The organism is Paenibacillus sp. Y568 (genome assembly GCF_059445545.1).
On the sequence record NZ_JCAIUM010000005.1, the window covers coordinates 62,813 to 75,777 of the forward strand.

Below are 12,965 nucleotides of genomic sequence, written 5' to 3' on the forward strand. Positions count from 1 at the left end.
GAGTTTACCCATGAAAATCATCGATGCACATATCCATTATTCCAACATAGAGTCCTTCCATGACACCGCCCGAACGATGTCATTTATCGATTATTCTGCCGTTGGTTTACAGGAGGAATTCAAACGATCCGGTGTTATTGCAGGAGTTGGAATGGGCGTAACTGAGACGGTAGCAGGCGCCTTTCCTGATTCTGCTGCGACAAATCCGATGATGCTTGACCTGACGGAAGAACCATTACCCTCTAATCTATTTACATGTGTTGGTATTAACCCATTAACTCTGCAAGATAGTAATCAGTTAGAGGTATTAGAACACGTCCTTCAACAGGAACATGTGGTAGGCATCAAATTATATGCTGGTTATTATCACTTCAATGTTGGCGATCCAATTTATGACCCCATCTATAAACTGGCCTCAGCCTATAACTTACCTATCGTCATTCATGGAGGGCTTACTTATTCCGACAAGGGCTTACTGAAATACTCTCACCCACTCGCTATGGAAGAAACCCTCCTACAGCATCGAGACATCACTTTCATGATCTGTCATCTAGGTGATCCGTGGGTCATGGATGCAGCAGCCTTGCTGGAGAAGAATCCGAACCTATACACAGATTTATCCGGCTGGATTGTGGGAGATGATGATAAAGTAGAACGTTTGATGCAGGAGCAGACCTATACAGATCATTTCCGCCGTGCTCTCGTATTCGCTGAACGTTACGATCGACTGGTCTTTGGTACGGATTGGCCGCTCGCTCCCCTTGATTCTTACATTCGCTTCGTGAAGAATCTAATTCCCGAAGCGTATTGGGAGCAAGTGTTCTATGGAAATGCCCTTCGTGTATTTCCTAAGCTAGAGCAAGCTTTGAGTCGACTTAATACTTAACATTAAATAAACGTAGAACACAAAAAAGCCGCCCCTCAGGGACGGTTTTACATTGCCTTTTAAAGTTACATTGCCTTTATTTCAAGCAACTCATATTTAATAATGCCCATAGGTGCCGTTACGTTAATAACACTGCCTACTTTTTTACCTAAGAGTTCTTTACCTAAAGGACTCTCATACGATATTTTATTATCCAATACATCCGCCTCAGCTGGTCCTACAATTTGATACTTAATTTGCTCTTTGAATTCAATATCATTCAGAATGACAATGGAACCCACGCTAACAACGGAGAGATCTAAACTCACAGTATCGATAACCGTTGCTTTCGTGATCATCTTTTCCAATATCTTTATTCTAGTCTCCATGAAGGATTGATCATCCTTAGCTGAGTGGTATTCACTATTTTCTTTCAAATCGCCGTAACTAATAGCTAACTTAAGACGTTCTGCTAATTCTTTGCGTTTGACCGTCTTTAAATCTCTTAGTTCATCCTCTAACTTGGTCAACCCTTCTCTTGTTACAATCACTTCTTCTTTAGCCATGTTTACAACTCCTAATTTACTTTCTTATTCAATTCTAACCTAAATTCAATTAAAATGTTATTAAACTCAATGAAAAAGGTTTCAGGACACCGTAAAAGAGGGTGTTTTATCCAACGACAGACGATAAGTATGTATATTCTCACATTATCTTCTACATTTGCGTATCTTTCTATTCTGCTTTCTACACGTACCTCATTTTTATTATCTATTTACGAAAGTAGGTCTTCCTATCCATACAAATGCAATCAAGAAATGGATTGTTGCAGCTCTCGTTTTTTGGGGATCATTTAAAATTTTACTTTTCATAGTGAAGGATATTATTTTTCAATATACTTCCTTCCCAGATCCCTATGACAAAGCTTTACAATTAATTAGCTCTGGATTGATCATCCTATTGTCACTTATTTCTACATCACTTCTAATTCATGAAAAAAACAGTAAGCCAAATGATTAAACAAATAATCACTTCACTTACTGTTTTGCAAGTCAGTTTAAATATTTATCCTCTTAGTATGCCAAAGTGTACAATGCTTTAATATGAGACAAGTAACGAATATTACTTGCTTCCTTCATAAGAGAAGCTGGCAATCCTCTAAGTGGTGTTCCATTAGCTCCGACTGTTGCAACAGCGTCTTTACGACCCAAGCTTGCAAGTGTTCCGGAGTCAATTGGTGAGAAGGATTCCATCGCTTTATTATTCAACTTAGCGTATAGGTTGTAACCAACAAGTTCTCCCATTTGCCAAGCAATCTGTGCTGTTGGTGGATATGGGCGTCCTTCTGGACCGAAGAATACGGCACTATCTCCTACAACGAATACGTCAGGGTGTGAAATGGATTGAAGATGTTCATTAACGCTCGCACGTCCACGGTTCACTTCAAGTCCTGATTCACCAACTAGTGGACTTCCTTGTACTCCACCTGTCCATACAAATGTGTTAGCAATCACTTTCGAACCATCTTTAAGGTCTATTGTGTTTCCTTCAACATTCGTTACAGGAAGGCCTGTTAGGAATTGTACCCCACGAGATTCTAAACTCTTCGTTGCACGTTCGATCAAATGATCTGGCAATACAGGAAGAATCTTAGGACCTGCTTCAACAAGCATCAATTTAATGGTTTTAGGATCTACACCGTATTTTTTAGCAAGTGCAGGCATTCCATCAGCAATTTCGCCGACTAGCTCAACGCCTGATAGTCCGCCACCACCGATAACAATCGTACCGTCAGCTTCGTTATTTGTTTTACTAAATTCACGAATACAACCTTCAATATGCTTATGAATGTTGTTCGCATCCACTGCAGATTTCAAGACCATACTATTCTGTTCAAGTCCCGGAATACCGAAGAATGCCGTTTGGCTTCCCAAACCGACAACAAGAGCATCATAAGTTAATGTAGTACCATCTGAAAGTTTAACTTCTTTGTTATCTACGGAGAATGATTTAACCTTACTAATCTTAAGATCAATATCCTTCCCTTTGAATAGCTTCTGTAATGGCATAGCAATTGCCTCTTGAGCTACATTTCCAGCTGCAAGACGGTGTAATTCTGTAATGATTTGGTGTGTTGGAGTCTGGTTAATAACAGTGACTTTCGCTTCAGCTTTGCTCATGAATTTACGAAGACTCAACGCTGTTAGAAGTCCACCATAACCTGCACCTAATATAACAATATGTTTTGACATCGTGTATCCTCCGCTCTTACTAAGTTATTATTAATGAATTACTTCTTACTTTTTTCTTCACTAACTTGAAGATAAGCATTAACGAAACGGAATACCTTTTGAGCCTGTGGATCTTTTACCATCTTTAACAGACCAAATAGACCGATCACTTCGTTACTTTCCTCAGCGCGATCTTTTGCTTCGATAACCGTTGCCGCAATATTCTTCACGGAGTCTTTCACGGGTCCTACGATTTCAGTTATTGCTCCAACCGTATCGCTCTTCAATGTATCATCTGTAGCAACGGAATGAGCAAAATCATATGATTTTGTCATAGCATTAACAATTTCAGTCAATTTCGGTAATTGCTCAATTAAAGCAGATAGAGATTCCTGAACCTCAGGTTTTAATAGCTGATCCAACACATCATTATTTCTAGTTGCAGTCAATGATTGTGGTTCTTGTTCAGACGTAGTCTGAGTGATTGATTCTGACATATCTAATTCTCCTTTACGATAAGCAAATTCGCTTCAGCTTTATATTTGATGGATTGTCAATAGATTAGATCATTGATCATCCGTCATTTCACGGGAATTACATAAGAATGCGTCTTAATAACCATAATTTAGTTCTTTAATATAAGAATCACGATTTAAATTCCCTATTAATAATACGACTAACCTGCGATATTATCAAATAACTTTTTATTGTCATACTTATTCATACAGGCCTATCCGTACAAAATCAAGAGCTCCTGTTCCATTAACTTTCACGAGTGCAAGTGATATTATGCACCACAGTCGCAATTTAAATCCTCATAACCAAGTAACATTGACAAAGCTGCTGTCCTTTTTCAAAGATGACGTCTCTATTTAAAAATCTGGACGTACAAATGAATTTGTACGTCCAGATGAAATTCTGTCATTCACATTATTTTGCTGTAACGCCACCATCGACAGGAAGTTCAATGCCTGTAATGTAAGCAGAAGCATCGGAAGCAAGGAATAATACGGCACTAGCCACTTCAGATGCTTTCCCAACTCTTGGTAGTGCTGTTTGAGATAAGAACCATGCTAGCATTTTCTCATTATCAACCATATCTTGAGACATTGGAGTCTCAATAAATCCTGGGTGAACAGAGTTTACGCGAACATTGAATTTACCATAATCGACTGCCGCTGCTTTGGAAAGCATACGAACTGCACCTTTGGAAGCTGTATAAGCGCCCGCACCGCTACTACCCGTTAAACCAGCGATAGAAGAAATATTAACAACCGATCCACCGTTAATCTCTTTCATGTGAGGAATAACATACTTCATTCCTAAGAAAACACTAGTAACGTTGATATTCATAACACGGTTCCATTGATCCATAGTCGTATCAAGCATGTTAACTGCTAATGAAATACCTGCATTGTTAACTAATACGTCGATTTTGCTATATTTCTGAATCGTACCATCTACAACCTTGATCCATTCTTCTTCTGAAGCAACATTATGTGCAACAGCGGTAGCTTCTCCACCATTTGAAGTGATTTCTTGAGCAACCGCTTGTACTGCTGCTTCATTGATATCAGTTAATACAACGATAGCTCCCTCTTTAGCAAGCAAGATCGCTTCTTCACGTCCCATACCACTACCAGCACCTGTAACAATGGCTACTTTACCATTCATAACTCCCATTATATAGTCCTCCTCATATATATCTTACATTTCAATGATATAAATTTTGATGCCATAACATTTAATGCTAAACTATTTAACGCTATAACATTTAGCACTATAATAGCATATATTAAGACAGTTTATAAAGTAGTTGTTACAATATTGAAAAGTCAAGGAAATAGCACCCTGTTTTGGGTGCTGAATTCATGATTATTTCCTATTTTACAGCCCCTTGGGTTACCCCATCAATAATCCATTTCTGTGCAAATAAGTAAATAATAATCATTGGTAACATGGCCATCAAGTAAGATGCGAATGCTAGGTTGAAATCTGTATTAAATTGCCCCTGAAAAATATACTGAACCAGTGGCAAGGTATACATACTCTGATCACTGATAATGATGAGTGGAAGCAAGAAATCATTATACATTAAACGGCAAGCTTGTCTGCCAATCATCTTTATATGTAAAATAAAATGCTGTTTTCCCACTTTTCTTCAACTTCTCAGCCGTTGCGATTAGTTCATCCCATGTTTTTGGAATGGTGAGTCCCATCTCTTTAAAAATATCCTTGTTATAGATAATGCCGTTAGCATTAGTCGCATATGGAACGCCTGTTATCTTGGTCATACCCGTAATATCTTGGAGCATTGTAATATAACTCGTATCGATTGAATCTAACAATTCACTCTGAGACAGGTCTGTAAAAATATCACTCTGTGCAAGAACCGAATATGTATCTGTTGCACCAAGTCCAATGATATCTGGAATATCATTCTTCACGACTCGTGTCTTGAGTACAGTCTCCGCATCCGGTGGATTCACCTGTCTGACCTTCATGCCAGGATGAGATTCATTAAATTTGAGTATTAGCTTATCAAAAGATTCCTTTGCTTCAGGTTTATTTTGAAAAAATTCAAGTTGTACCTTACCTGCCTCTTTCTCACGTTGTCCTCCGCACCCAGACAGAAGAGATACCAATAGCAGACTTGCCACTAGACTCCTTCCAATCTTCATACCAAACCCTCCCTTATCAATCTCTTGCCGTTACATAGATTACCCATTATGGCTCCGTGAGAAACGGCTTACACCCCGTTCGCATGCTAGGTAAATTGTGGATATGATTAAAAGAACTCTACCCATCCGCACATTAGCGATGATTGAATCTCTGCGACGTGAAATGAATCGAATTTAAAAATGGACATACTTCAATAATTTTCAATTATATATATTTCTGTAATCGTCATATAATATTTAGAAAGAAATTTCGTCACGATTCGTCTTCATAGTGATTAAGATCTCTTCTTTTGACGTAAAGTAATGTTAGTATGGTTTTTTCGACTATTTTTACCAAGGAAATATTTAAGATTAGTAAGGTTACATAACAAGGAGGTCGTCCTATGACAGATTCAAACAGGCAAAAAATAGTGGACAGCGTCCCGCAAAAGGGATTTTTCGGTCATCCGAAGGGGTTATTTACTCTATTCTTCACAGAGTTTTGGGAGCGTTTTTCTTATTATGGAATGAGAGCCATACTTGTCTACTATATGTACTATGAGGTATCACAAGGTGGACTTGGTTTCGATGAGCCTACAGCGCTTGCCATCATGTCGATCTACGGATCTTTAGTGTATATGTCAGGTATTATTGGAGGATGGCTGGCCGACAGAATATTCGGAACTTCAAAGGCCATATTTTATGGCGGTATATTAATTATGTTGGGGCATATTATCTTATCTATCCCTGGAAGCACAGCCATGTTCTTTATTTCGATGGTACTCATCGTCCTAGGTACAGGGTTACTGAAACCAAACGTATCCAGTGTCGTAGGTGAGATCTACAGCCCCGATGATCTTCGTCGAGATTCCGGGTTCAGTATATTCTATATGGGAATTAACCTTGGTGGATTCATTTCTCCATTAATTGTAGGAACCATAGGTATGAAAAATAACAATTTCCACTTAGGATTCTCCTTTGCCGCTATTGGTATGTTTGTTGGATTAATTATGTTTGTCTTAACCAAGAAGAAAAATTTAGGTATTGCAGGCACCATTATAGCTAATCCACTTTCCCCATCTGAAAAGAAAAAAGTCTATACGATCATTGGGGTCAGTGTAGTTATCATCGCAATTTTGATTGCTATCAGCATCCCATTAGGTCTGTTAACATTTAGTAGCTTTATTGCTCTTATAGGGATATTAGGGATTCTTATACCTACTACATACTTCGTTGTGATGTACCGCAGTCCTAAAACAAGTATAGTTGAACGTTCCCGACTTATTGCCTACATTCCGCTGTTTATTGCTTCCGTTATGTTCTGGGCAATTCAAGAACAAGGATCAACGATCCTTGCCTCCTATGCGGACAAGCGTACGCAGTTGAATTTTGCAGGAATTGAACTTTCGCCAGCTTGGTTTCAATCGTTGAATCCAATGTTTATTATCATCTTGGCTCCCGTATTTGCATGGTTCTGGATGAAACTAGGCGTTCGTCAACCCTCAGTTCCTAAGAAATTCTCCTTAGGCTTATTATTTGCTGGGTTCTCCTTTCTAGTGATTCTCCTACCCGCTTACTTTGGCGGTAGCCAATCCCTAGTTAACCCATTATGGCTTGTTCTTAGTTATTTCCTTGTCGTTATCGGCGAATTATGTTTGTCACCTGTAGGACTATCCGTAACTACGAAACTAGCACCAGCTGCTTTCTCAGCACAAACCATGAGTTTATGGTTCTTATCCAGCGCTGCTGCCCAAGCTATTAACGCTCAGATTGTTAAGTTCTACACTCCTGCGACTGAGATGATCTACTTCGGTGTCATTGGAGGAGCAGCAATTGTACTTAGTATTATCCTCTTCGCCCTTTCCCCTAAAATTCAGGGATTTATGAAGGGTATACGGTAACCAATCACTGTTAAATATAAAACCTCCCCTTTAATCAAGGGGAGGTTTTGTGATATTTCTGTACAAAAGATGGATTGAAGTTACGGAGTATGACGCATAGAAGGTAGCAATAAATCAGATATTATTTGGACCCAACGCCTAAATGGGATGCTTGGTGTGTTTATACGTAGTATCCTAACCGCAGTATATCGAAATGAGAACCTCTAAGCAGGTAAATTACGGACTTAGAATCCGCTATTATAATTTCAACCCAATGCAAATCGATCTTGATCAGAGATATCATCTTCCGATTGTTTCATTTGTTTGCTTCTTAGCTGTCCACAAGCAGCATCAATATCTGCCCCGTGTTCAAGACGAACGGTACAGTTGATATCATGCTTTTTCAAAGTGTCATAGAAAGCTAGGATAGCTTCCTGATCACTTCTCTGGTATTGACTATGTTCATCTACCGGATTGTATGGAATAAGATTAACACTTGCAAGGTGTTTCTTGTCTTTAATGAGTTCCGCCAGCTCCAAGGCATGCTCTTTGCGATCATTTACATCCTTAAGAAGGATATATTCGAACATAATTCTCCGATTCGTTTTCTCCAAGTAATACTCCACAGCGTTCATTAACTTTGCTATTGGAAAAGCACGATTGATAACCATAATCTTCGTCCGTAGTTCGTCATTTGGCGCGTGTAGGGAAATTGCCAAATTCACTTGTAAATCTGCATCGGTAAACTTAATGATCTTATCAGGCAGACCACTGGTCGAGACGGTAATACGCTTAGCACCAATCGCTAGTCCCTTATGATCCTTAATCACTTGCAAGAAGTCCACCAGGTTATCGAAATTATCAAATGGCTCGCCAATTCCCATGACAACCACATGGCTTACTCTTTCCTCTTGCTCTCTTTGATCTAGATGATGCTGAACATTCATAATCTGTTCCACAATTTCGCCTGCGGTCAGGTCACGACTTTTCTTAATAAGACCACTCGCACAGAAACTACAGCCAATGTTACATCCCACTTGAGTAGTGACACATACGGCTATTCCGTATTTTTGTCTCATCATGACCGTTTCAATGAGATTACCATCCTGTAATTTGAACAGAAGTTTAATCGTTCCATCCGTCGATTCCTGCTTCACATGTTCCGTTAAGGTCTGAATAACAAAGTGATCGGAAAGTAATTGAATACAATCTTCATTCACATCAATCATGTCTGAGAAGTCCGTTACACGTTTGCGATATAACCAATCCCAGACCTGTGTTGCTCGAAATTTTTTATGACCGGATTCCAAAAGCCATGCTGTTAATTGTTCTAATGTTAATCCATAAATGGATTGTTTATTCATGTCGTTTCCTCTTTTCAAAGCTTTAAGGTTCAGTCATATGATTGTCTCAAATTTTTATTATTAACACAAGCGAGACAAACTGTCATTTCTATGAAATATTTTTATTATTCAGCATCGTCTGTAGCTATAACAAGACTACAATAATGAAAAGGAGATCATTCACAAATAAACGTAGCACTCCCCCATAAAAGGGAATGGCTACGTTACTATGTGTTCATATTAACGAATCAAGTCTTTCAAGAAGCTCATTCGGTATTGTTGTCTAGGTCGCCCGCGCGATGCCCCTTTTTCTTCACCTATGATCTCTATAAGTCCAGCATCCATCCAAGCTAGTAGGAACCGGTGCGCACTCCGAGTCGTTACACCTAATACTGCGGCCATATCCTGCGCATAATAGTCGAGTTTCCCAAAACGTGTCGTATGTGCGATTAACTTGCTTAAATAGACAGAGGTTAACCCGGCTGCTTCCGCCTTTTTCAATAAAGCGGCATCAACGAGTGATAGATCAATCTCCATTGGCTCCGTCATTTCAAGAGGTCCTATCACGCTTTTATCTTCCCTGACAATAAAGCAATGATCGCCACCACCGCCCTTCGCTAATCGAAGGGCTTGTCTTGCATGCATTCCGGCTTGTCCAGCAGAATACCCAAATCCCACACCTATGCTTAATAACACGCCAAAAGCCCTCTGGGCTTTCTTAGCCAATGGAATTGTTTTATATCCACCTGTCTCGCGCTCAAAAATTCCCCGCGACGTTACGAACAAATATTCATTCCCCGCCAATTGCGTGAGATGCCCATCCAAATATTCAGCAAAATTTAATACCATATGATGAATATCCAGCTTAAGGCGCTGTACTTCATGCTCAGAAGGCTGCGCCTCAGCAAGCTTGGAGAAGTTGTCGACATGAATCAATCCCATGACAATTTGAGCTTCCTTATTCCTACGCCATTCTGATGATAATAAAGCACGTTCTAGTGTTACAATGATATCCTGTTCCGTAGGTACGACCCATTCACAGGGAATACCCTCTTCGGTTAATTTTATAGCCACACTACTAATTGTAGTCAGTGCACAACTCGAACGACCAGAGTTATATTGGTCTCGATGAAACGTTAACAATTCCTGCTCGGTTGGAATGGTATCTTTCTTATAAACAAATAACTCGACCTTTGGCCCGCCAAGCTCTGTAAATGCCCTTTCGATCATCTTCTCTGTTAACGTATCCACAGATAAAGATGATATACCATAAGTCCGTTCCAAGTGGAACAGACTTCTGTAAAGTCCCGATCCATTTAAGGGGACGAATAATGCAGGCACTTCGAAACGATTATTTTCTTTAGCAAGCAGATAAGGGACCTCACCGGTGAATAGAATCACATCTGCTTCCTCAGCTGCGATTCTTGTGAGCTCAGGAGCCTCGGACACTAGACGATATCCTTTCAACACAGGGTGAAAGGAGGGAAACCCTTTGAGGCAATCTGACATTTTGTCCATTAAAATTTGGGGTCCAATAATGGCTATTCTTATCCCTGAACATTCTGGGTCTTGCATTCTATCTTCCATCCACATGATGCGCCTCCAGCTATTCATATTTATCTTTCTATTCATAATGACTATATTATGAATATTCTAGAGTGGAGACGCCAACCCTTTTCATGTACGAAAATCATTTAATAAAGACAAGCCTTTCATTCGCATATGGACCGACCATGGAGCCGGGGAAAAAAATGAAAAATTATTTCTTAAGTATCAATACAGCAGTAACAGCGCATAATCAGGAATGTAACCACTGGCTCAAATGAGCAGTAACAAATTCATCATCATTCAAATGGGGATAACTACGATGCACACGATCAATCTCCTCCAATTGTCCTGGTGACAGCGTTTCATCTGGATTTAGACACCAACAACCCTCCAACAGCCCTTGACGCCGAAGCACCTCATGAATGCCAGGAATACACCCGTGAAATGAATGCGCAGGATCAAAAAATGCTGCATTGCTATCCGTTACCTCAGCACCTAGTGTTAACCAATTCCGATCTAGAAAACGGTCATCCCTTACTTTCTTAATATCATCCAGTAGCTTAACGGCCTTCTCTGTCCATACTGCCCAATGTCCGAGAAGCCCTCCAACAATTCGCTTCTCAACGATGTTGTCATTGACAGGATAACGGAAGGTCGTCAGCAAATCATGGACGATATTATCGTCATTCCCCGTATATAATGCAATATCATCACAACGGCTTGATTCCATAACCGCACGAACGACATCCCATGATTGATAGCGATTAAAGGGTGCCATCTTAATAGCAACAACCCCTTCGATCTCAGAAAATGCCCGCCAGAAATCATAGCTAAGTGTTCTTCCTCCTACCGAAGGCTGAAGATAGAAACCAAATACAGGAATGATATTTGCAACTTCCCTTGTTCTCATGAGCAACGCTTCTTCGCTCCAATTCTGAAGTCCACCCATACTTAGCAAGCCCACGTCATACCCAATCTCAGCAGCGACCTCCGCTTCGGCCACAGCTTGGTTTGTTGGACCGCAAATACCGGCAACCTTCATAAAAGGACGATCTAGATTCGCTCGTTCCACTTCCTCCGCTGCAAGCCTTAACACGGGTTCAAATAAGTCAATCCCTTTATCCCGAATTTCAAATTGAGTGGAGTGAACGGCTACCGCGATACCTCCAGCACCAGAGGCAATATAGTATCTCGTTAGTGCCCGTTGCCTAGCTTCATCGAGCTGTCGTGACGAATTAAGCGCAAGCGGATGTGCTGGAATAGCTAATCCATCGTGTAGCGCAGCATGTAACCCTGGTGCTAATGGTTTGCTCTGAGCCACCATCAATAGTTCCCCTCCCGATCTTGAAAGTGAGTATCTTTATTCCACGTCTCTCCATCTTGCTGCACCCAATTAGCTATCCATTCTATCATTTCATTCAGGGTAACCTTAGGATATCCAAATGTTCGCATGGCTTCAGCAGAATTACTTAACAGTGCTGTCGAAGCCTCTTCTCCCGTAATGACTGGCGTAATTCCCAATAACTGACCGAAGCGATTGGCTACCCAACGAAGAGACATCGTCTCTGGGCCTGTCACATTCATGAGCTTAGGTGGACTACTACACACATTCAGAGCACGAAGTGCGATCTCATTAGCATCTCCTTGCCAAATGACATTAGCATGTCCCATCGTTACGTCGATTGCCTTGCCCTCCTTCACAGACTTAGCGATCTCGAGCAATACACCATAACGAAGATCGATCGCATAGTTGAGCCGATAAATGAACATCGGAATGTCGTACTTATGGGAGAAATGTTCAAATACTCTCTCACGACCTAGACAGGATTGGCCGTATTCACCATTCGCAGAAGGTGGACATTGCTCGGTTGCTCCTCCGTCCTTGATCGGAGTTAGCGGATATACATTACCTGATGAAAATATAATCATACGAGAATTTCGAAATTTCTCCGCTACCCGTCCTGGCAAGTAGGCGTTCATGGCCCAGGTGAAATGCTCATTCCCAGTCGTACCAAATTTATTACCCGCCATATAAATCACATTTTTCACATCAGGAAGTGCCTGCAGTTCATTATCGTTCAGAATATCCGCAGCTATGGTCTCCACCCCAATATCCTCTAAATCCTGTCTTAACCCACCAGAGGTAAACCGTGATACACCAATCACTTTTTTCTTCAAGCCTGCCTGCTTAATCGCATTCATCGCCAGCCTCGCCATACTTGGTCCCATTTTGCCACCTATGCCAAGCAGCATTATGTCACCATCTATCGCCTCCATGTCACTCACTAGCTCTGCGGATGGCTTCGCCAACCTGCTTTCTAACTCCATAATACTATTGATCATCGTAAATCCCTCCAGTTACTTATCTTAGTAATTCATTTTAAAGACAAGTCTTTAAAATGTCTCAAATTATGTGAAAACCGACTATTTCATCGATC

The 12,965-nt window shown here is 40.5% G+C and carries 11 protein-coding genes and 1 pseudogene; 2 read left to right on the plus strand and 10 right to left on the minus strand.

Features of this window, described 5'->3' with window-relative positions; genetic code table 11:
* Window positions 1-10: 10 nt before the first annotated feature.
* Window positions 11-886, plus strand: coding sequence for an amidohydrolase family protein (locus AC1D7X_RS08865; protein WP_495456437.1), 876 nt, complete (start codon window positions 11-13; stop codon window positions 884-886).
* A 65-nt stretch (window positions 887-951) separates the two neighbouring features.
* Here the strand turns inward: AC1D7X_RS08865 and greA are convergent, their stop codons facing one another.
* The 6 genes and pseudogenes from greA to AC1D7X_RS08895 all read right to left on the minus strand — a co-directional run bounded on the left by greA (window position 952) and on the right by AC1D7X_RS08895 (window position 5,777).
* Complete coding sequence (greA, locus tag AC1D7X_RS08870) at window positions 952-1,431, minus strand: transcription elongation factor GreA (RefSeq protein WP_495456438.1); 480 nt, start codon at window positions 1,429-1,431, stop codon at window positions 952-954.
* A gap of 507 nt (window positions 1,432-1,938) precedes the next feature.
* A complete protein-coding gene (locus AC1D7X_RS08875) occupies window positions 1,939-3,117 on the minus strand; it encodes an NAD(P)/FAD-dependent oxidoreductase (RefSeq protein ID WP_495456439.1) in 1,179 nt (392 codons plus the stop codon).
* 38 nt (window positions 3,118-3,155) lie between these two features.
* On the minus strand, window positions 3,156-3,593 hold the full coding sequence (locus AC1D7X_RS08880; protein ID WP_495456440.1) for a helical membrane plugin domain-containing protein: 438 nt from the start codon (window positions 3,591-3,593) through the stop codon (window positions 3,156-3,158).
* A 433-nt stretch (window positions 3,594-4,026) separates the two neighbouring features.
* On the minus strand, window positions 4,027-4,779 hold the full coding sequence (locus AC1D7X_RS08885) for an SDR family NAD(P)-dependent oxidoreductase (RefSeq protein WP_495456441.1): 753 nt from the start codon (window positions 4,777-4,779) through the stop codon (window positions 4,027-4,029).
* Between the two features lie 199 nt (window positions 4,780-4,978).
* Window positions 4,979-5,194: pseudogene (locus AC1D7X_RS08890) on the minus strand (carbohydrate ABC transporter permease); the annotation flags it as partial.
* Entirely contained in the window at window positions 5,184-5,777 is a 594-nt protein-coding gene (locus AC1D7X_RS08895; protein ID WP_495475044.1) for an ABC transporter substrate-binding protein, read from the minus strand. The pseudogene AC1D7X_RS08890 and the gene AC1D7X_RS08895, both read right to left, overlap by 11 nt.
* Window positions 5,778-6,160: 383 nt before the next feature.
* On the opposite strand from AC1D7X_RS08895, the gene AC1D7X_RS08900 reads away from it, so the two are divergent.
* Window positions 6,161-7,657, plus strand: a complete 1,497-nt coding sequence (locus AC1D7X_RS08900; protein WP_495475045.1) for a peptide MFS transporter — start codon at window positions 6,161-6,163, stop codon at window positions 7,655-7,657.
* A gap of 245 nt (window positions 7,658-7,902) precedes the next feature.
* Here the strand turns inward: AC1D7X_RS08900 and rlmN are convergent, their stop codons facing one another.
* From rlmN to AC1D7X_RS08920, 4 genes are all read right to left on the minus strand, one after another.
* Window positions 7,903-9,000 carry a dual-specificity RNA methyltransferase RlmN gene (rlmN, locus tag AC1D7X_RS08905; RefSeq protein ID WP_495475046.1) on the minus strand — a complete coding sequence of 366 codons (1,098 nt, stop codon included), beginning with the start codon at window positions 8,998-9,000 and terminating at the stop codon, window positions 7,903-7,905.
* 219 nt (window positions 9,001-9,219) lie between these two features.
* The gene (locus AC1D7X_RS08910) at window positions 9,220-10,572 is read right to left on the minus strand and encodes a GGDEF domain-containing protein (protein ID WP_495456444.1); all 1,353 of its coding nucleotides are present in this window, start codon (window positions 10,570-10,572) and stop codon (window positions 9,220-9,222) included.
* A gap of 205 nt (window positions 10,573-10,777) precedes the next feature.
* Entirely contained in the window at window positions 10,778-11,851 is a 1,074-nt protein-coding gene (locus AC1D7X_RS08915) for a dihydrodipicolinate synthase family protein (RefSeq protein WP_495456645.1), read from the minus strand.
* A complete protein-coding gene (locus AC1D7X_RS08920; protein ID WP_495456646.1) occupies window positions 11,851-12,867 on the minus strand; it encodes an NAD-dependent epimerase/dehydratase family protein in 1,017 nt (338 codons plus the stop codon). Before AC1D7X_RS08920 ends, AC1D7X_RS08915 begins: the two co-directional genes overlap by 1 nt.
* Window positions 12,868-12,965: the final 98 nt, after the last annotated feature.